The sequence below is a fragment of the Caballeronia grimmiae genome (assembly GCF_000698555.1).
In the GTDB taxonomy this organism is placed as follows: domain Bacteria; phylum Pseudomonadota; class Gammaproteobacteria; order Burkholderiales; family Burkholderiaceae; genus Caballeronia; species Caballeronia grimmiae.
Genome location: NZ_JFHE01000003.1, coordinates 196,580 through 215,887, shown reverse-complemented (window position 1 = coordinate 215,887; position 19,308 = coordinate 196,580). Strand labels below are relative to the sequence as shown.

The following is a 19,308-nucleotide window of genomic DNA, read 5'->3' as shown; positions in this document are numbered from 1 at the left end:
CGCGCGCCGCGCACGACCGTCCGTAATCCTTCAGACGGCCGCCGCCTGCCGCGCGCGTTGCTGCTGCGCATGCGCCGCAAGACGCACCGCCGCGTTCGCCGCGCCGTACCCGTCATAGCCGCCGCGCCGCTCGATCACTTCGAGAAAGAAACGCTGATCGAGCTGCTCGGTGTACGCATGAAAAAACTCGCCGCCGCGCTCGTCGCGGTCATACAGGATGTTGTGCTCGCGCATCGCGTCGATCTGCTCGTCGGGCAAACCGTAGCGCGCGGCGAGATCATCGTAGTAGTTGCGCGGAATGCGCAGGAAGGCGACGCCATCGGCGACGAGGCGCGGGATCGCATCGAAGATGTCGGGCGTGCTGAACGCAACGTGATTCAGCCCTGAACCGCGATACATCGACAGCGATTCGCCCACCGCCGTATACCGATCGACCGACGCATTCAGCGCAATGCGCACGGAGCCGTCGCGGCTGCGCACCGCACGGCTGCGCACGAGGCCATACGGATCGGGCACGAGCACGCCCGGTTCCGTCTCGAAGCCGAACGCGCTACGGAAAAACAGCACCCACGTATCGAGCGCTTCGGCGGGCAGCGACAGACACACATGATCGATGCGCGAAAGCGGACCCACTTCATAAGGGCCGTCGATATCGGTCAGGACGAAATCGGACTCCCAGAGCGTCGGCGCGCCGGGCGCTTCATCGACGAAGTAATCGAGGCTGCCGTCCGGCGACTGCACGCCCGGCACGACGCGCTCGTTCGGCCCGACCTGCCCCGAGAACGGCTTCGATCCGTAGGCTGCGGCGCGCTCGAAGGCGAGCTTCGCGTCATCGACATGAAACGCCGACGCGCAGAGCGACAAGCCATGCTGCTGATAGAACGCGCTCGCGAAGGAATCGGCTTCCGCGTTGAGCACGATCGACCCCGCGCCATGCCGATACAGCGTCACGTCCTTCGAGCGATGCCGGCCCGCGAGCCGGAAGCCGAGCTTGCCGAGCCAGCCGGCGACGTGCTCGCGCGTCGTATCGTCGACCGCGAATTCGAGGAACTGGAAACCGATATGCTCGGGCGGCGCGGGCGGATCGAAGAGCGCGGCGGGCGCTTTGTCGCCCATGATGGCGCGCGTCTGTTCTTCGAGGAACCGCAACGAGCGATGCCCGTCCGCCGCGGTGATCGCGGTCGGCGCGGCGCGAAAGCCGTCGTTGAAAATTTCGAGCGACAGCGGCCCGGTGTAGCCCGCTTCGAGCACCCGCGCCGTGAAGCCCGCGACATCGAACGCGCCCTGCCCCGGGAAGCAGCGATAGTGGCGGCTCCATTCGAGCACGTCCATCGCGAGGACCGGCGCATCGGCGATCTGCACGAACGCGATGCGATCGCCCGGAATCGAGGCGATCTCATCGACGGAATCGCGGATGGAAAGCGTATGGAAGCTGTCGAGCACGAGACCGAGGCTCGGTTGGTTCACGGCATCGACGAGACGCCATGCATGCTTGTACGAGTTGACGTGCCGGCCCCACGCGAGCGCCTCGTAGCCCACGACGACGCCCGCTTCTTCCGCGAGCCGCGCGAGCGTGCCGAGCTGATCGACGATCAGCGCATCGTCGCCGATCGTCTCGGGCGACACGTTGCTGCACGCGAGCATGCGGTCCGCGCCCAGCTCGTGCATCAGATCGAACTTGCGCTTCACGCGCTCGATGTTCTTCGCGAACCGGTCGGGGTTCACACCCTCGAAGTCGCGGAACGGCTGAAACAGGTAGATGCCGAGGCCGAGATCCTCGCAAATGCGCCGGACATCGGCGGGCGTGCCGTCGAAGTAGAGAAGATCGTTCTCGAAGATCTCGACGCCGTCGAAGCCCGCCGCGCGGATCGCCTTCAGCTTTTCGACGAGCGTCCCGCTGATCGACACGGTCGCGATGGATGTGGGAATTGAACGCAGCATGCTGCCTCCTCGTTGCATTCGGTGTGATGCGGGATGATTCGATTCAGTGTAGGCGCTGCGCACGCATTCCACGTCATTGTGCGCCAGCATAACAAACTAACTAGACCGTACAAAATACGTGTAAGTACGGACGGACAGCGCGCGCTCGCGCGGTCAAACTGCGGTCTTCGACTCTGTCGCGATGCAACATCGCGTTCTCATTTTCTGCTGTACGCTAGGCTCTGTCGCCTGGCTTCTTTCGCGGGAGCAGCTCGCATGACCAGCAAAACTTCATACCTCATCGGACTGATCGGCTCGGGCATCGGCGGCTCGCTCACGCCCGCCATGCACGAAGAGGAAGGCCGCGTCCTCGGGCTGAACTACGTGTACCGGCGCATCGATCTTCAGGCGCTGAACCTCGAGCCATCGGCGCTGCCCGATCTGCTGGCGGCGGCCGAACGCATGGGTTACGACGGCCTCAACATCACGTATCCGTGCAAGCAAAGTGTGATCCCGTTGCTCGACGATCTCGACCCCGACGCGCGTGCGCTCGGCGCGGTCAACACGGTCGTGCTGAAGGACGGCAAGCGCATCGGCTACAACACGGACTGGTCGGGCTTTGCGCGCGCGTTTCAACGCGGTTTGCCCGATGCCCCGCTCGATCGCGTCGTGCAGCTCGGCGCGGGCGGCGCGGGCGCGGCGGTCGCGCATGCCGCGCTGACGATGGGCGCGCGCGCGCTCACGCTGTTCGACTCCGACGAGGCGCGCGCATCGTCGCTTGCGCAAGAGCTTGCGGCACGCTTTCCGGATCGCGAAGTGACGAGCGGCGGCGATCTGCGCGAGACGCTGCGCGCGGCGAACGGCCTCATCCACGCGACGCCCACCGGCATGGCGAAGCTGCCCGGCCTGCCGTTGCCGGCCGAGTATCTGCACAAGGATTTGTGGGTCGCGGAGATTGTCTATTTCCCGCTGGAAACGGAACTGCTGAAAGCGGCCAAGGCGCTCGGCTGCAAAACGGTCAGCGGCGGCGGCATGGCCGTGTGTCAGGCCGTCGATGCGCTGCGCATCTTCACGGGCCGCGAACCGGATGCGGAGCGCATGTTCAAGCATTTCCAGCGCCTCCTGGAAGCCTGATTCGCTTCGACCATCGACGCCATGAAAAACGGCGGCCTCGCAAGAGAGCCGCCGTTTTCTTTTAGCCGTCGCGCCGCATGAAGCACAGCACCGCTTCGATGATCATCTCGCGATGCCGCGCCCGCGATCGCGGACCGGACGGATCGCGCCCGAACGCCGCGCTCCACGTATGGCGATTGGCCACGCGATGAAAGCAGAACGAGCTGATCATCAGATGCAGATCGATGGGATCGACGTCATCGCGAAAGCGCCCCGCTTCGACGCCCCGCGCGATCAGATCCTCGATGGTCTTGACCACCGTCGAATTGCGCGTCTTGAAGGTCTTCGACTGCTCGATGTACTTCGCTGAATGCACGTTCTCGATCGTCACGAGACGCACGAAGTCGCGATGCTTGTCGTGATAATCGAACGTGAAGCCGACGAATTCACGCAACGCTTCCTCGGGGTCCATCTCCGCGAGATGAAGCTCCTGTTCGAGCGCGCGGATGTCGCCGTAGACCTGCTCGAGCACCGCTTCGTACAGCCCTTCCTTGCTGCCGAAGTAGTAGTACAGCATGCGCTTGGTCGTGTTCGTGCGCTCCGCGATGGCATCGACGCGCGCGCCCGTCAGGCCCATCGCCGAAAATTCCTGCGTGGCGATGTCGAGGATATTGCGTTTGGTTTCCTCAGGATCGTACTTGCGCCGCCCTTCCGACCCGGTGGGCGAGGGCGCAGCACTGACGGGCGTCGCGGCCTTGCTTCCTTTTTTCATTGTCGTGTCTGAGAACGGCGGTGGGGAAGGATTCTAGCATGGGGGTCCTGAGCTTCCGAGCCAATGAGGACAAGGGTTTTCAGGGGCTTCATCTATACTTTTTCGATCATCCAACGTCCCCGGTCATCGCATGCCGCACTTGAAAGTCGTCGCCCTGTCGTTCGTTCTGTCGGCGCTCGCCGCCTCCGCGCTGCCTGCCGCCGCTCAGACGCAATTGCCGCCCGGCCATCCATCGTCGCCGCAACTGCTCGCCGCCGAAGGCGTGATGACGAGCGCGAACATCGCGCGAGGCGCGGCCGATGTCTGTCATATCGATGCAGCGAAGATCGCGCACTTCAAGGACGCCGCGCGCGCCAATTTCCGCGACGCGCCCGACTTCGATGCCGAATGGGCGCTCGGATACCGGCAGGCGCAGGCGACGGTCGATCGCTTCGACAAGCTGAAGACGAGCAATCCGGCCGAGTACAAAAAGGAAATCGACGAGGCGTGTCCCGCGCTCGATCGCGGCATCGACGAAGTGACGCGCTGACGAGCAGCGCGCCGCGCGTGCGTGCTCGAATTGAGGGGCGGATGCTACACTCGACTGGCTATCGCGGTCCCTTGCGCACGAACCGTCGGGCACGTTCGCTGCACGGCATCGGATCGCGTCCTCATCGCTCGTAAGGTTCACAAGGAGGCATGACTCTCATGGCTGATTTCCGCATCTGGTCCGACGAATTTCCGGCCAACGGCTTTCTGACGCGCGCGCAAGAATTCGATCAGCAGGCCTTCGGCGCGTCGGGCGAAAACATTTCGCCGGCGTTGCAGTGGGCCGATCCGCCCGCCGAAACGAAAAGCTTCGCGCTTACCGTCTACGACCCCGACGCGCCCACCGGCAGCGGCTTCTGGCACTGGATCGTCGTGAACATTCCCGCCGATATCCGCTCGCTGCCGCGCAACGCGGGCAAAGCCGACGGCAGCCTGCTGCCGGCCGGCGCGCTCCAGCTGCGCAACGACTACGGCACGGTCGGCTTCGGCGGCGCGGCGCCTCCGCGCGGCGACAAGCCGCATCGCTACATCTTCCGCATTCACGCGCTCGAAGCCGAGAACCTTCCGCTCGATCCGAGCACGACCAACGCCGTGGCGCGCTTCATGACGCATCTCAACGAGATCGATTCGGCGACCTACACCGGTCTTTACGAACTGAAGTGAAGCAAGGCGTGGCCACGGTGACCTCCGTGGCCACGCCGATCGCAGCCACAAGCGATTTGAAAACGGCGCGACATACAATGCGCCGCCCGCCACTCACCGCCCTCCGATGGACTCCGATCAAGGCCTTCCCGTCCCCCAACGTTATTGGGCGATTGCCGTCGTCGCGCTCGGCATCACCCTCGCCGTGCTCGACGGCGCCATCGCCAACGTCGCGCTGCCGACCATCGCGCGCAATCTGTCGGCCTCCCCCGCCGACTCCATCTGGGTCGTCAACGCATACCAGCTCGCGATCACCATCTCGCTGCTGCCACTCGCCTCGCTCGGCGATCGCATCGGATATAGCCGCGTGTACATGGCGGGGCTTGCGCTGTTCACGGTGTCGTCGCTGGCGTGCGCGCTGTCGGGCTCGCTCGTCGCGCTGACGGTCGCGCGCGTGGTTCAGGGCTTCGGCGCGGCGGGCATCATGAGCGTGAACACGGCGATCGTCCGCATCATCTATCCGCAGAAGCTGCTCGGACGCGGGGTAAGCATCAACGCGTCGGTGGTCGCGATCTCGTCGGTGATCGGACCGACGGTCGCCTCGGGCGTGCTGGCCATCGCGCCGTGGCCGTGGCTCTTCGCGATCAACGTGCCGATCGGCATCGCCGCGCTGATCATCGGCGCAAAGGCGCTGCCGCGCATCGAGGGCCATCGGCAGCCTTACGACTTCGTGAGCGCGGTGATGAACGCGCTGTTCTTCGGCATCGCGATCGTGGCCATCGATGGCCTCGGCCACGGCGAGCATCGCCCGTATGTGATCGCTGAATTCGTTGCGACCGCGATCCTCGGCTACTTCTTCGTGCGGCGGCAACTCACGCAAAGCGCCCCGCTGCTGCCGGTCGATCTGCTGCGCATTCCGGTGTTCGCGCTGTCGGTCGGTACATCAGTCTGTTCGTTTTGTGCACAGATGCTGGCGTTCGTTTCGCTGCCCTTTCTGCTGCAGAACGGCTTCGGCATGAGTCAGGTCGAGACCGGATTTCTGATGACGCCGTGGCCGCTCGTGATCGTCTTCGTTGCGCCGATCGCGGGGATGCTCGCGGACCGCTATTCCGCAGGCTTGCTCGGCGGCATCGGGCTCGCGATCCTGACCGTCGGCCTCGTTCTGCTCGCAACCGTCGGCGCGCATCCAACGCCGCTCGACGTGGGCTGGCGCATGGCGGTATGCGGACTCGGCTTCGGGCTGTTCCAGTCGCCGAACAACCGGCAGATGCTGTCGTCGGCGCCGCGTCATCGCAGCGGCGGCGCGAGCGGAATGCTGGGCACCGCGCGCCTCACCGGACAGACGCTGGGGGCGGCGTTCGTCGCGCTGATTTTCGGCGTTGAGACGCAGCGCGGGGCCGTCATTGCGCTGTCGCTGGCGGCCGTGTTCGCGGCGGCGGCAGCCGTCGTCAGCATGTTGAGACTCGCGGGCAAGCGGCGCGTGGAGACGGCTTGACCCGTATGCACGCGTGCATGCGCGGCACGCGTTGCGGCTAGACGCTTTCCGCTATTGGGCACACACCTTGCTGCCGTTCGAACATTGATCCGCAGGCGATCTTCTCGCCGCGCGGAGGTCCGAACAAGCAATGAAATGGAGGTGCGTTCATGGCAATTTCCCTCAACGGCCGCAAGGTCGCAATGCTCGCCGTCGACGGATTCGAGCAGGCGGAACTCGTCGAGCCGCAGCGTGCGCTGAAGGAAGCCGGCGCGCAAGTCGACGTGATCTCGCAGAAGCCCGGCCAGATTCAGGGCTTCAAGCACGTCGATAAAGGCGATACCGTCCCCGTCGATCGTACTTTCGACGAAGCCACCGCCGCCGAATACGATGCGGTCGTGCTGCCGGGCGGCGTCGTCAATGGCGATGCGATTCGCCTCGACGCAAAAGCGCAAGCCTTCGTGAAGGAAGCCGATCAGGCGAAGAAGCCCATCGCGGTGATCTGCCATGGCGGCTGGCTGCCGATCTCGGCGGGCATCATCGCGGGCCGCACCATCACGAGCTGGCCGAGCCTGCAAGACGACGTGCGCAACGCGGGCGGCACATGGGTCGATCAGGAAGTGCAGATCGACGGCAATCTCATCACGAGCCGCAAGCCCGACGATCTGCCCGCGTTCAACAACGCGCTGATCGAGGCGCTCGGCAAGACGCGCGCCGCCTGATCGCGCTGAGCGGATAAACACGACCACCGGAGCCCCGCCGATGCCACGCGTTTCATCGTGCTTCATCGCCCTCGCACTTGCAGCGTTCGCCACGCTTCCCGCGGTTGCGCCTGCGCAGACGCAGGACGGCGCGAGCGCGGGCAAGATGCAGACGCAGAAACTCTCGACCGTCGACCAGCAGTTCATGCAGGACGCCGGCGCCGCGAGCGCGACCGAAATCGCCGCCAGCAAGCTCGCGCTCACGCGTTCAGGCGACAAGCAAGTCAAGGACTTCGCACAGCGAATGATCGCGGATCACACGAAGCTCGCGCGCAATCTCGACGTGATCGCGAAACGCCACGGCATCACGACGCCGCCGGCATCCGATTCGTCGGTCGTCGGCAGCCTGCAAAATCTCGAGGGTGCCGAGTTCGACAAGGCCTATATTGAAAAGGTCGCGCTGGCCGGACATCAGAAGGCCGTCGAGCTGTTCACGAAGGAGAGCGAAAACGGCAACGATGCCGCGCTGAAAGCCGCCGCCGCGAAGGCGCTGCCGATCATCCGCCATCACTACGCGATGGCGCAGCAACTCGCGAAAGCCAAGTCCGCGCCATGACCGCCCGGCTCAACACTGATCGCGCGGGCGGCCTGCCCGTTCGCGCGCCCGCCGGACCACGACCGGCTTATGAGGACTCGACCATGCACATCACGTTTTCGGAAGAACGCCCCGTGTTCGACGGCGACGACCTCGCGATTCATTTCACCGCGCTCGTCGACGGTGAAGCAGTCGTCTGTTCCATCAGCGCCGAGGCGCTCGAAGATCACTTCGGCGCGGCATCGGCACGTGAAGAGGATTTGATGCCCGCATTCGAAAGCGGCTCGGCGCGCATCCGTGCGGTCTGCGCCGAAGCGCTCGACGACAACGGCGGCCAGCCCGTCGTGCTGCGCAGCGGACTGTTCCGCGTCGCGGGACTGGAACCGGAATGATGCCGTCCGTCCCGTTCGATCACCGAAGCGCCCGCGCGACGGTCCGCGCCGTGGCCGATTCCACGCCAACCACATCTCTACAGGAGGGAACATGTCCCTGATCATTGCCGGCCGATTCGAGACCTTTCCCGCCGCGGAAACGGCCGCTCAACGGCTCTTCGCAAACGGATTCGTGGAAGAAGACGTGACGCTCTTCTTCGTCAACCCGAGCGGACAGCACGCGCGGTTTCCCATCGGCGGCGACGTCCATACCGATAAAGGCGCGGGCGCCGCACCGAAGGGCGCCGGCAAGGGCGTGACGATCGGCGCCGTCATCGGCGCGATCATCGGCGCGGCGATCTTCGCCGTCTTCAAGGCGCCGCTGTTTGTGTCGGTCGTGGCGGCGGGCGTCGGCGCGTATATCGGCTCGCTGGCCGGCGCGATGTCGCATACGAAGCAGAAGCCGAATACCGCGGCGCAGGCCGAGGAACCGACACGCACGTCGGGCGTGCTGGTCGCCGTGCATGTATCGCCGGAGACGCACGATCGCGCGGCGTCGATATTGCGTGAGTCGGGCGGGCTGGATATCGAACGCGCGTCCGGCCGCTGGAAGCAAGGCCGCTGGAGCGACTTCGATCCGCTCAAGCCGCCCCAGCCCGTCAAGGAATTCGCCCAGCCGCGTGCGTGAGGCGAGCCGGTCCCGCTCGTCGAAAAAAGACGCCCCGAACCGTTCGCGGTCGGGGCGTCTTTTTATTGCGTCACACCCACGGGCGCGCGACCGTCTCCGGATGCGCACCGGTGGGCACTGCGCATTCGGCGGATTGAAGTTTCGCCTTCTTCGATGGCGCCGCGGAAGGCTCGCACATGAGCGCGTAGTTTGCATGCGACGTAGCGGGTTCGTCGATGACCCGCTCCCGCACATGCAGCGTGATCGCCGATGCGGCGATCGCCACGAGCACTAGAAACTCGCGGTTTGCGAGCGCGTTCAGTCGCTTCATTCGGTTCTCCCTATTGCCTTGTCGTTGCGCCGTCCTGCGTGGGACAAGCGTCTGGTGCATCAGAAAGAGCAAGCGACGTGCCGACGAGCGACGGCATTCGGGCACGGGACGTGCGACAGGAAAAGCAGGCGCATCCCTGAAGGGACGCAGCGCTCAAACCAATTCGTCAACAAAAGGAGGTATCCCTATGAGCACAAGCGTCGTCTCGGTACTTAATGATCTCATCGAAACCTCGAAGGACGGAGAGAAGGGCTTCCTCAAGGCCGCGGAAGATACGCGCGATCCGAGTCTCAAGCTCTTGTTTCAGAACCGCGCGGAAGCCTGCGCGCAAGGCGCGATCGAGTTGCAAGATGTCGTGCAGCGCCTGGGCGGCAAGCCTGAAACCGGCGGCTCGGTTACCGGCGCGCTGCATCGCGGCTGGGTCGATGTGAAGTCCGCAGTCAGCGGCCATAGCGACCATGCGGTGCTCGCCGAATGCGAGCGCGGTGAGGATGCGGCGAAGAAGAACTATCGCCAGGCGCTGGAGAAGGATCTGCCGGCCGATGTGCGCGCCATCGTCGAACGCCAGTATCAGGGCGTCCTCGAGAACCACGATCGCATCCGCGATCTGCGCGATCAGTACGCAGCAGCAAAGTCCTGATGCGCTGACGTGGCGTGCCGGCCTCGGGCCGACGCATCGCGTTGAGAGCATGACCTCGCCGCCTTCGGGCGGCGTTTTTCATGGCCGATCCGCACGAACCCGCGCGACGCCCGGAGCAAAAAAAACGGCCACTTGCGTGGCCGTTCGACAGGCTGCGGCAACCGCTATTACTGCGGCTGTCCCTTGTCGTTGGTGCCGAGCGAGGAAGCAGCCGCAGCCGCCGATGCGCCCTTCAGCTTGTGCGCCTTGTTCTGCTGATGCAGCGTCGTGCCCTTGGACTTCGCGTGAGCGCCGGAAGCCGGAGCTGCCGTGCCCGCCGCATCCGATGCCGCTTGTGCAAACGCGGTCGTCGAGAATGCAAGAGCCAGCGCGCCAATCAATGCCATCTTTTTCGTCTTCATGAAGAGCTCCTTTTGCCGGGGCCTTCGAGCGCCGTATGAACGACGCGTCGTGAGCCGCCTGTGAGTAACGACCTTAGGCCGTCCTTCGTTTTTAGGGTTTCCAACATGCTGCGAGGTGATGCACGTGCCAGGTGAAGCGAGCAAAGGCGACAACAAACCGACGCACGATGCAATGAACCCGCGCTAAAGGCCCGATGGCTCGCCGCGACGACGAATCATCGAACCCCGCGCGGGTTCCGGTGCTGCTGTTTCGAGCGCGACCCGCCTTCAGCGAGCCGGGCATACGAACTATGCCATCACTTCCGCGTTACTTGGCAGAGATTTTGAGATGGTTCTTCACGGATGCAACACCCGACACTTCCTTCGCGACTTCAGCCGCAGCGGTCTTGTCTTCCGCCGACGGCACGGTGCCGGTCAGCGAGACGACGCCGCCGCGCGTCTTCACGTGGATGTGCGTCGACTTGACGTTCTTCGCGCTCAGCAGTTCGGCCTTGACCTTTGCCGTGACCGCGCTGTCATCGACCTTCTGGCCGACGGACGTGTCCGTTGCGCCCGACGAGGACGCCGCCGAGTTGGTCTGCGCGCCTGCGTTCAGCGCGAACACCACACATGCGATACCGCCGGCTGCTTTGAGGAATTGAGTCGTCTTCATGGCAATGCTCCTTCTTTTCAGTTTTAGTGTTGCGCGCCCCTGTCACGCTGACTTGTTCCGCGTGTTTGCGTATCCGATACGCGCAACACGCGCACGAGGCGCCCCGCTTGTTCGTGATGATCGTTGTTGCCTCGGCGCGCCCGCACGTTGCCGCACGAACGCATCAGCACTGATGCAACTTGCGTGCCGGGTCGCTTTCTTAAGACCTCTTCGCAGGCGATTCTATGGCCCGCCGCCCTTGCGACACGGGCTTTAACGGGGACAGCAACAAACTCTGGACACGCTGCCTCGAGCCACGGGACAGCAGGTCGCGCGACCCCCGCAACCCGCGTTCCTTTTGTCTGAGGCCGTGTAAAAAAGTCGGTGAAAGTGAGTGCCTTCGCCTTCGGGGCGAACTTGTGTCCATGCAAAAACGTAAACGAAGCATGGCCTTAGCCATCGTTGGCACGGACGTTGCTCTGAGTGTGCTCGCGAACACATTGATCACGTAAAAACCTTCGAGGATTAGCAAGCAATGCCGCCTTCACTCGAACTCCGCACCAAGCAAAGTCTGGCCCTGACGCCACGGCTGCAGCAATCCGTCCGCCTTCTGCAACTCTCGTCGCTGGAGTTTCAGCAGGAACTGCGGAACGCCCTCGACACGAATCCTTTCCTCGAATACGACGAATCGCAAACCGAAGACAACGCCCTCGGCGCCGATAACGGCAGCTCGATGAGCGACAACTCGTCCTCGACTTCCACCGACACCGCAACCGAAGCACCTCTCGCCGCCGAATCGAACATGGACGGCGACGCCAATGCAGACTCCGGCTCGCGCGACGATTCCATGAGCGATTACTCGTCCGACCCGTTCGGCCGCAGCGGCTCACGCAACAACGGCGACGGCGAAGGCTCCGATCCCGCCGACTGGGTTCGCATCGAACCGTCGCTGCACGAAACGCTGCACGATTCGCTGCGCATGTATCAGCTCAACACCCGCGATCGCGCGGTCGCGCAACTGATCATCGAAGCGCTCGACGACGACGGCTATCTGCGCCAGGAGCTAAGCGAACTGGCGGACGTCGTCGATATCGAACCCGCCATCAGCGAAGACGAACTCACCATCGCGCTGAAGCTCGTGCAATCGCTCGACAAGCCGGGCGTCGGCGCGCGCAATCTCTCCGAATGCCTGACGCTCCAGCTCGACGCGATGCCGCCGGACACACCCGGCCGCGACGTGGCGCGCGAAATCGTCGGACATCATCTCGAACGTCTCGCGCGCCGCGAGCAAGCCGAATTGCAGAAGAAGATCGGCTGCAGCGCGGAGGAACTCCGCATCGCCTGCGCGCTGGTGCGCCGTCTCGACCCGAAGCCGGGCGAGAACTACGGTCAAAGCGAGGACAACTACGTGGTGCCGGACGTCATCGTGCGTCAGGTCAAAAAGCAATGGGTGGTGACGATCAATCCGGCGGTGCTGCCGCGTGCGCGTATCCATCGCATGTATGCCGAACTGTTTGCGCAATCGGCGGGCGCGAGCCGCTCGCCGCTCGCGCAGCAGTTGCAGGAAGCGCGCTGGCTGATCCGCAACGCGCAGCAGCGGTTCACGACGATCCAGCGCGTGGCCGAGTGCATCGTCTCGCATCAGAAGGCGTTCTTCGACTACGGCGAAATCGCGCTGAAGCCGCTCGTTCTGCGCGATGTCGCGGACGAACTGGGCCTGCACGAATCGACGATCTCGCGCGCCACAGGCAACAAATACATGTCGACGCCGCGCGGCATCTTCGAGTTCAAGCACTTCTTCCCGCGCGAGCTGTCGACGGAAAGCGGCGGCACGTGCTCGGCCGCAGCCGTGCGCGCACTGCTCAAGGAAATGATTTCGAAGGAAAACTCACGTGATCCGCTTTCGGACGTGAGTCTCGCAAAGATGCTCGCCGATCAGGGCGTGATCGTCGCGCGCCGCACGGTGGCGAAGTATCGGCATCTGATGAAGGTGCCGCCGGCGGAACTGCGCAGACAGGCATAAAGCACCGTTAGAAGTTTCACGCTCCAGCGTTCAGCGAGGACCCGGTCAAGCGAGTCGCATGAGCGAGAGTAACGGAGCGTAGCTGTCGGGCCGCCTTTCAACAGGCGGCCTTTTTTTCGTCCGGGCCTTGCCCGCTAGCGCCAGCCCGATTCGCGGTGCGTGCGCTTGCGCGCCGCCGTCGCGGACAGCTCCGCGCCGAGCAGGAACACCGCTGCCGAGTAGTAGAGCCACATGAGAATGATCGCGAGCGATCCCGCCGCGCCGAACATGTTCGCCGTCCCCGCGTGCTGCAGATAAAAAGCAAACAGGCGCTTGCCGCCCTCAAACAGCAGCGCGGCGGCTGCGGCTCCGAGCGCGGCATCGCGCCAGCGCATGCGTGTCGTCGGCAGGAACTTGAGCAGGACGGAAAACGCAAGCATCAGCATCGCGAGCGATATCGCGCGGCGCGTCAGCGTCGACAGGACGACGAACGGATTGCCGTCGCCGAAGGCCCAATGGCCGAGCACTTCGACGAGCGCATCGAGCACCAGCAACACGACCACGAGCAGCCCCGCACCCACGACCAGCCCGAACGACATGAGCCGCACGCGCAGCAGCGCGAAGAGGCTGTCGCGCGTGCTGACGGCCGGCGTCGGCCAGATCACGTTCAGCGCGCTATGCAGCGATGAGAACGTCGCCGATGCGCCGATCAGCACGCCGGCGATCGACAGCACCGCCGTGCGCCGCGCCATGTCGGCCTGCCATGCGTTGGCGACGATCGCTTCGAGCGCGTGAGCGGCATCCGCACCGACGACGCCGCTGATTTCGTCGAACAGGCGGCCCTGCACGGCATCGGCGCCGAAGAAGACGCTCGCAACCGAGATCACGATGACGAGCGTCGGTGCGAGCGAAAACGCGGCGAAGAAAGAGATCGCCGCCGAGAACATCAGGCAGTGGTCCTGAAGCCACTGCGCGACGGGATCGGCGATCCACGAGAGCCAGCCGAGCCGCGACGTGCGGCCTTCAGCGAGCGGAGCGGACGGATTGGGGACTTCGCGAGTCATCGGCAAGGAGGCGGCGTGTGATGCGTCAACCGCCGATGTTAGCGTCCCCGCATGCGATGCGTGTAAAAAAGGCGCGGGCGGAATCGTCCGCTCGCGCCTCGCTTTTAGCCAATGGCTTCAGACGGGTTCGTCGTCGGCGGCCGGGTCCGCGCCGTCGTCGGCCAGGGATTCGACGTCCTCATCCTCGACCTGGTTCGGCAGGATGTCGCCGTCGACTTCGAGGTTGTTGTCGCCATCGGCGGATGCGTCTTCGCCGGTGCCGGCGCGATCGGTGTCGCTGTTGAGCTGCGCATCCGACAGGCCGAGCGCGTGGGCGTCCAGCTCGTCTTCGATATCGCCCGGACGGCGCATTTCGCCCTGCACGTCCGAACCGCTATCGGATGAATCGCTCGGTCCGAGCGCGCCCGTGCCGTGCCCCTTGCCCCATTCCACGCCGCCCTCATCCGGCGGATTCAGTGTGCTTCCCGTCATGATGACCTCCTTCGATTGTGTCGATAACGAGACCGCAAGTCCCGTTCCGCGTTCGCTGGCCAAAGAAAAGCCCCGCGCTCTGTCGAGACGCGGGGCTTCATCGAACCGTGCGCTCGCGCGCGGGCGGCGCGCTTTTCATTTATGCGCGGGCGGCGCGCTTTGCGCTTATGCGCGGGCGGCGCGCTTCGCCGTCGCGGCGCCCTGCTTCACCGTCTTGACGGTCTTCGCCGTGACGGAGCTTGCCGTCGCGACACTGCGCAAATCCGACAGGAACGAGTCGCGCCACACGGAGAGATTGTTCTCGCGCAGCGGTGCCATCATGTCGGCGTGGCGCGCCTGACGTTCGGCGAGCGGCATCGACAATGCGCGCTCCAGCGCCTCGGACATCTGCGATAAATCGAACGGATTGACGACGAGCGCCCCCGGCAGTTGATCCGCCGCGCCCGCGAATTGCGACAGCACGAGCGCGCCCGGATCGGCCGGGTCCTGCGAAGCGACGTACTCCTTCGCGACCAGATTCATGCCGTCGCGCAACGGCGTCACATAGCCGACCTGCGAAAGACGGAACAACGCCATCAGCAGGTTGCGCTCGTACTTGCGATTCAGGTACTGAATCGGCGTCCAGTCCAGCTGCGCGAAGCGTCCGTTGATGCGTCCCGCCTCGCCTTCCAGATTCTGGCGGATGCGCTGATACGTCTGCACGTCGGAGCGCGTCGGCGGCGCGATCTGCACGAGCGACACGCGCCCATGCCAGCCCGGCGCGGTCAGCAGCAGGCGCTCGAACGCCTGAAACCGCTCGACGAGGCCCTTCGAATAATCGAGGCGGTCCACGCTCATGATGAGCTTGCGGCCTCGCATGCTGTCGCGCAGGCTCTTGACCTGCTTGCGGCCGGAGAACTGCTCGGCGGCCTTCGCGATCGCGTCGGGATAGATGCCGATCGGGTACGCGCCGACTTTCAGCATGCGGCCGAACGCCTGCAGCATGCCGTCTTCGCTCGAATGGCCGCGGCCGCTGCGCTCGATGTAATCGACAAAAGACTGCTTGTCGTTGTCCGTCTGGAAGCCGACGACATCGTACTGGCACATCGCTGTCATCAGTTCTTCATGCGGCGGCACGGTGCGCATGACTTCGGGCACCGGAAACGGAATATGCAGGAAGAAGCCGATGGGGTTCGTCACGCCGATTTTGCGCAGTTCCTGCGCGAACGGCAGCATGTGATAGTCGTGAACCCAGATGATGTCGTCGGGTTGCAGAAGCGTCTTGAGCTTGGCCGCGAGCGTCGCGTTGACGCGCATATAGCCGGCATATTCCTCGCGATCGAACCGCGACAGGTCATTGCGATAGTGGAAGGTCGGCCACAGCGTCGCGTTCGAGAAGCCGCGGTAATACTGGTCGTAGTCGCGCCGGGTCAGGCCAACGGTCGCGTAAGTCACATTGCCGTTCTTTTCGACGACCGGCGCAGCCGATTCGCCGACGATCTCGCCGCTCCAGCCAAACCACACGCCGCCCGTTTCCTTGAGCGCATCCAGCACGCCGATAGCGAGACCGCCCGCGCTGGGCTTACCCTCCTGAACCGGCGCGACGCGATTCGATACCACGATCAATCTGCTCATTACAGGCTCACCTCTTCAGTTGTCGTTGCATGCCCGAAAGGACGCCTTAGGGGATGCAAATCCTATGCCGATCTGCGCGTTATCCGATTCATAAATTCGTATCTAGATGTTACGGACGAATAAAAACGCGCGGCACAAGGCCGCTGCGTAGAACTTTTATGCTGTGTTGAGTCACGCTCGCGCAAGCGGCGATCAAGCGTCCTGCTCGGAGCCGAGATCGCGCTGATAGTCGATGCCCTCGCGCCGGACGCCGCCCTGGTTGTGCTGGCCATCAGGCGGAGCGTCAGGTGCGGGGCGGTTCTGACCGGCCGGGTCGTGTTCGGCGGCCGGCGGCGACGCGTTTTGCGGCGTGCCGTTCTTGGCTGCCTCAGCGCGCGCTTCGCGTTTGGAAGAGTGACGCGCGGAGCGTCGAAGTGCGGGGTGTCTCATGGTGCCTCCAGAAAGAAGGCCGTCGTGAATGGACCTCGGCGGCGTCGGACCAACGCACTTTTCCGTCGCGTGCAATGGCGGCGGATCAGCGCGTCCTCGGAAAAATGAACCGGCCACGTGATGCGCGGCCGGTCATCCTTGCGTCATTCGTTGTAATCCCTACCTTCAAATTGAAAACTTATGCAGGCTTTGCACGAATTCGGTGAATCGGTCCTAGAGACGCCGTCGGCCGGTCAGGCTACGGGAGGAGCGTCGCCCGGTCCCGGTGGCGGGTCGCCGATGGGCTGCATCGGCTGCTCGGGGGGATCGCTCGTCGGGTCCGGGTTCGTGTCCGGCGGAATCGGAGTCGGCGGCGGCTGATCGGGCGGCGTCACCGGCGGGTCCGGCGGCTGAGGCGTCTGCGCACTGATGGGCGCGCGTTCGGAATCGGACATAGCGGGCTCCTTGCGGTCTTGTGATCATGGATGCGTGCGTCATCGACGCAGGCATTTACCGTCACGCAAGGCGCGTTCCCTTTTGTTCGACACGATCGCGTCCATCGACCCCATTATGGTGGCTGAAATCGCGCCTGCCAACAAAAACGCCCGCGCTTTTTGCAAGCAGCGGGCGTCTTTTTCGTGTGAAGATAACCGACGTTCAGGGATTTTCGCTATCGGCGTCGTTCGCATCGGCGCCTTCGCCGACAGCCGCCTTATTGGCATCCTCGCCGTATTCCACGAGCCGGTTATAGAGCGTCTTGAGACTGATGCCCAGAATTTCCGCCGCCCGCGTCTTCACACCGCCGCATTGCTCGAGCGTCGCCAGGATCAGTTGCCGGTCGGCCTGCGCGAGCGACGTGCCGAACGGAATCGTCACCGCCGTACCCGCCGACGGCTTCGATAGCGAAATCTGCAGCGGCACCGTGGCCGTGCTGTCCGAATCCGCCCCCGACATGATGTACGCACGCTGAACGTAGTTCTTCAGCTCGCGCACGTTGCCCGGCCAGTTATACGACGCGAGCATGTCACGCACGGCTGGCGGGAAATCCTTGCGCGTGTTGTAGCGGGAGTTCAGTTCGTCGAGGAACGCCTGCGCCAGCAGTTCGACGTCCTTGCCCCGCTCACGCAGCGGCGGCAAGTTGATCGGGAACACGTTCAGCCGGTGATAGAGGTCGAGGCGCAGCTTGCCTTCGAGCACGGCCTGCTCGGGATCCCGGTTGGTCGCGGCGATCAGACGCACGTCCGTCTCGAGTTCCTTCGTCGTGCCGACGCGCATGAACATGCCGGTTTCCAGCACGCGCAGCAGCTTGACCTGAAGCTCGATCGGCATCTCGGTGATTTCGTCGAGGAACAGCGTGCCGCCGTTCGCGCGCTCGAAATAGCCCTTGTGCTGACGATCCGCGCCGGTGAACGACCCGCGCTCGTGACCGAACATTTCGGACTCGATCAGATTCGGCGAAATCGCACCGCAGTTCACCGCGATGAACGAGTGCTTGCGGCGCAGGCTCAGCTCGTGCAGCGTCTGCGCGGCGACTTCCTTGCCGGTTCCCGATTCGCCGATCAGCAGCACCGACGCCGCCGTCGGCGCGACGCGGCCGACCTGGTCGTAGACCGTCTGCATCGCGGGGGAATTGCCGAGCATGAGGCCGAAGCGGCCCATGCGGCGCAATTCGCCGCGCAGCGTGCCGATTTCCGCCTTGAGGTCGCCGGGGCGCGGCAGGCGCGAAAGAATCGCCTTGACGCGCTGCATGTTGATCGGCTTGACGAGATAGTCGGTCGCGCCCATCTTGAGCGCGCTCACGGCCGATTCGACAGTCGCATGGCCGGTGATGACGATCACCTCCACGCCCGAACGCGGATCGAGATCCTCGAAAAGGTCGACGCCCGTGCCGTCGGGCAATTTGAGGTCCGTGAACACGACGTCCGGCGTCTGCCTCACGAGCTGAATGCGCGCCTCGCGCAAATCGCTGGCGGTCGCTGTCGTCAGTCCATCTTCGCCGATGATCGCGGCTAGCGCCTCGCGGGTACTGGGATCGTCATCGACAATCAATACGTGTGGCATTGCGTCTCGAATTCTTCCAAAGCGTTTCAGGGTCACACACCGCGTGGCGGCGTGGTCGTCTCCGGGCGGCGGGGCGCCATCCGGGCCGGTGCGTCTTGCGGCCGGGCGTCAGGAAGTGACGAGCCGGTTCAGGCGCAGAAAATAAAATAATTTCCGAAACTTCCGCACGCTTGGGGCTGCCGCCGTAAGTATTGCCAATTAGGCCACTTATGGCAGAGGTTTCTCAATTATAAGGGTTTATTAAGATAAAAACGCACGCCGGGGTGGCGTGCGTCTGCATTAGGGATGCGGTAAATCGTCCGATTCGAGCCGGGTTGCCCGCTCGACCCGCAGTCAGCTTCGCGGGAAATGCCACGCGTCGGCGGTGCCGCCGACGATCTCGTCGCCCTTCACCGCCGAGCGCCGCCGCGAAGACGATACCGTGCGCCGCGCGTCGCGTCCGAAGCGGCGCGCGGTCCCGTCCTGCGACTGCATCCACTTCCACGCAAGGACGCTGCCGACAGCGAACAGCGCCCCGAACACTCCAATCGAAGAACGTGCCATTTCGTATTCTCTCCTGCCGTTAATGAGTTTCGATGTCAAATCAGCGCGAGATCAGGACCGCCAGCAGAAAGCCGGCAGCAGCAGCCAGCCCCAGTGAATTCCACGGGTTGTCGCGCACGTATTTCTCCGTGCAGTCGATGCCCGCCCGATAGCGGCTTTGCGCGTTGGCCTGCGCGTCTTCGAGCGCGGCGCGGGCGGTATCGGTGTGATCGCGCAGGCGGGAGCGCAGCGCCTCGACGCCTTCGCCCGGCAGCGTCGCCGACAGCCGCAGCAACTCTTCCGAGTCGTTCAGCAGCACCTTGATGTCTTCGATGATCTTCTGCTTGCCCAACGCAAGCTGGACAGTCGTTTGACTCATG

23 protein-coding genes are annotated in these 19,308 nt (G+C 64.1%); 10 read left to right on the top strand and 13 right to left on the bottom strand.

Going from position 1 to position 19,308, the window contains the following annotated elements:
- Nucleotides 1-30 precede the first annotated feature (30 nt).
- Nucleotides 31-1,929 (bottom strand): bifunctional sugar phosphate isomerase/epimerase/4-hydroxyphenylpyruvate dioxygenase family protein, encoded by a 1,899-nt coding sequence (locus BG57_RS05330; RefSeq protein ID WP_152562533.1) that lies wholly within the window; start codon nt 1,927-1,929, stop codon nt 31-33.
- A gap of 267 nt (nt 1,930-2,196) precedes the next feature.
- On the opposite strand from BG57_RS05330, the gene BG57_RS05325 reads away from it, so the two are divergent.
- On the top strand, nt 2,197-3,054 hold the full coding sequence (locus BG57_RS05325; protein WP_035960731.1) for a shikimate dehydrogenase: 858 nt from the start codon (nt 2,197-2,199) through the stop codon (nt 3,052-3,054).
- 61 nt (nt 3,055-3,115) lie between these two features.
- Here the strand turns inward: BG57_RS05325 and BG57_RS05320 are convergent, their stop codons facing one another.
- Nucleotides 3,116-3,805, bottom strand: a complete 690-nt coding sequence (locus tag BG57_RS05320) for a TetR/AcrR family transcriptional regulator (protein WP_035960729.1) — start codon at nt 3,803-3,805, stop codon at nt 3,116-3,118.
- A 139-nt stretch (nt 3,806-3,944) separates the two neighbouring features.
- Between BG57_RS05320 and BG57_RS05315 the strand changes: the two genes are divergently transcribed.
- The 7 genes from BG57_RS05315 to BG57_RS05285 all read left to right on the top strand — a co-directional run bounded on the left by BG57_RS05315 (nt 3,945) and on the right by BG57_RS05285 (nt 8,804).
- Nucleotides 3,945-4,334 carry a hypothetical protein gene (locus BG57_RS05315; RefSeq protein ID WP_241482160.1) on the top strand — a complete coding sequence of 130 codons (390 nt, stop codon included), beginning with the start codon at nt 3,945-3,947 and terminating at the stop codon, nt 4,332-4,334.
- 158 nt (nt 4,335-4,492) lie between these two features.
- Nucleotides 4,493-4,996, top strand: coding sequence for a YbhB/YbcL family Raf kinase inhibitor-like protein (locus tag BG57_RS05310; RefSeq protein WP_035960728.1), 504 nt, complete (start codon nt 4,493-4,495; stop codon nt 4,994-4,996).
- Nucleotides 4,997-5,102: 106 nt separating this feature from the next.
- On the top strand, nt 5,103-6,470 hold the full coding sequence (locus BG57_RS05305) for an MFS transporter (protein WP_035960727.1): 1,368 nt from the start codon (nt 5,103-5,105) through the stop codon (nt 6,468-6,470).
- Between the two features lie 149 nt (nt 6,471-6,619).
- The gene (locus tag BG57_RS05300; protein ID WP_035960726.1) at nt 6,620-7,171 is read left to right on the top strand and encodes a type 1 glutamine amidotransferase domain-containing protein; all 552 of its coding nucleotides are present in this window, start codon (nt 6,620-6,622) and stop codon (nt 7,169-7,171) included.
- A 40-nt stretch (nt 7,172-7,211) separates the two neighbouring features.
- Entirely contained in the window at nt 7,212-7,766 is a 555-nt protein-coding gene (locus BG57_RS05295; RefSeq protein ID WP_035960725.1) for a DUF4142 domain-containing protein, read from the top strand.
- Nucleotides 7,767-7,849: 83 nt separating this feature from the next.
- Nucleotides 7,850-8,137 carry a DUF1488 family protein gene (locus BG57_RS05290; protein ID WP_081850841.1) on the top strand — a complete coding sequence of 96 codons (288 nt, stop codon included), beginning with the start codon at nt 7,850-7,852 and terminating at the stop codon, nt 8,135-8,137.
- Between the two features lie 91 nt (nt 8,138-8,228).
- Entirely contained in the window at nt 8,229-8,804 is a 576-nt protein-coding gene (locus BG57_RS05285; RefSeq protein WP_035960724.1) for a membrane protein, read from the top strand.
- A gap of 70 nt (nt 8,805-8,874) precedes the next feature.
- Here BG57_RS05285 and BG57_RS05280 read toward each other — a convergent pair whose 3' ends face one another.
- Nucleotides 8,875-9,114 carry a hypothetical protein gene (locus BG57_RS05280; protein ID WP_035960723.1) on the bottom strand — a complete coding sequence of 80 codons (240 nt, stop codon included), beginning with the start codon at nt 9,112-9,114 and terminating at the stop codon, nt 8,875-8,877.
- Between the two features lie 187 nt (nt 9,115-9,301).
- Between BG57_RS05280 and BG57_RS05275 the strand changes: the two genes are divergently transcribed.
- Nucleotides 9,302-9,754 carry a PA2169 family four-helix-bundle protein gene (locus BG57_RS05275; protein WP_035960722.1) on the top strand — a complete coding sequence of 151 codons (453 nt, stop codon included), beginning with the start codon at nt 9,302-9,304 and terminating at the stop codon, nt 9,752-9,754.
- A gap of 167 nt (nt 9,755-9,921) precedes the next feature.
- Here the strand turns inward: BG57_RS05275 and BG57_RS05270 are convergent, their stop codons facing one another.
- Both BG57_RS05270 and BG57_RS05265 read right to left on the bottom strand, forming a co-directional pair.
- Nucleotides 9,922-10,155 (bottom strand): hypothetical protein, encoded by a 234-nt coding sequence (locus BG57_RS05270; RefSeq protein WP_035960720.1) that lies wholly within the window; start codon nt 10,153-10,155, stop codon nt 9,922-9,924.
- A 307-nt stretch (nt 10,156-10,462) separates the two neighbouring features.
- Entirely contained in the window at nt 10,463-10,807 is a 345-nt protein-coding gene (locus BG57_RS05265; protein WP_035960719.1) for a BON domain-containing protein, read from the bottom strand.
- Nucleotides 10,808-11,321: 514 nt separating this feature from the next.
- Here BG57_RS05265 and BG57_RS05260 point away from each other — a divergent pair.
- The gene (locus tag BG57_RS05260; RefSeq protein WP_035960717.1) at nt 11,322-12,809 is read left to right on the top strand and encodes an RNA polymerase factor sigma-54; all 1,488 of its coding nucleotides are present in this window, start codon (nt 11,322-11,324) and stop codon (nt 12,807-12,809) included.
- 134 nt (nt 12,810-12,943) lie between these two features.
- On the opposite strand, the gene BG57_RS05255 is transcribed toward BG57_RS05260, so the two are convergent.
- The 8 genes from BG57_RS05255 to BG57_RS05220 form a co-directional block, all read right to left on the bottom strand.
- Complete coding sequence (locus tag BG57_RS05255; protein WP_035960716.1) at nt 12,944-13,852, bottom strand: YihY/virulence factor BrkB family protein; 909 nt, start codon at nt 13,850-13,852, stop codon at nt 12,944-12,946.
- 117 nt (nt 13,853-13,969) lie between these two features.
- Nucleotides 13,970-14,323 carry a chemotaxis protein gene (locus BG57_RS05250; RefSeq protein ID WP_174447187.1) on the bottom strand — a complete coding sequence of 118 codons (354 nt, stop codon included), beginning with the start codon at nt 14,321-14,323 and terminating at the stop codon, nt 13,970-13,972.
- Nucleotides 14,324-14,488: 165 nt separating this feature from the next.
- On the bottom strand, nt 14,489-15,937 hold the full coding sequence (gene otsA, locus BG57_RS05245; RefSeq protein ID WP_035960714.1) for an alpha,alpha-trehalose-phosphate synthase (UDP-forming): 1,449 nt from the start codon (nt 15,935-15,937) through the stop codon (nt 14,489-14,491).
- A 192-nt stretch (nt 15,938-16,129) separates the two neighbouring features.
- Entirely contained in the window at nt 16,130-16,366 is a 237-nt protein-coding gene (locus BG57_RS05240) for a hypothetical protein (RefSeq protein ID WP_035960713.1), read from the bottom strand.
- Between the two features lie 233 nt (nt 16,367-16,599).
- Nucleotides 16,600-16,800, bottom strand: coding sequence for a hypothetical protein (locus BG57_RS05235; RefSeq protein WP_035960711.1), 201 nt, complete (start codon nt 16,798-16,800; stop codon nt 16,600-16,602).
- A gap of 202 nt (nt 16,801-17,002) precedes the next feature.
- The gene (locus BG57_RS05230; protein WP_035960709.1) at nt 17,003-18,406 is read right to left on the bottom strand and encodes a sigma-54-dependent transcriptional regulator; all 1,404 of its coding nucleotides are present in this window, start codon (nt 18,404-18,406) and stop codon (nt 17,003-17,005) included.
- 333 nt (nt 18,407-18,739) lie between these two features.
- The gene (locus BG57_RS05225; RefSeq protein WP_035960708.1) at nt 18,740-18,949 is read right to left on the bottom strand and encodes a hypothetical protein; all 210 of its coding nucleotides are present in this window, start codon (nt 18,947-18,949) and stop codon (nt 18,740-18,742) included.
- A gap of 40 nt (nt 18,950-18,989) precedes the next feature.
- Entirely contained in the window at nt 18,990-19,307 is a 318-nt protein-coding gene (locus tag BG57_RS05220; RefSeq protein WP_035960707.1) for an ElaB/YgaM/YqjD family protein, read from the bottom strand.
- Between the last annotated feature and the right edge of the window lies 1 nt (nt 19,308).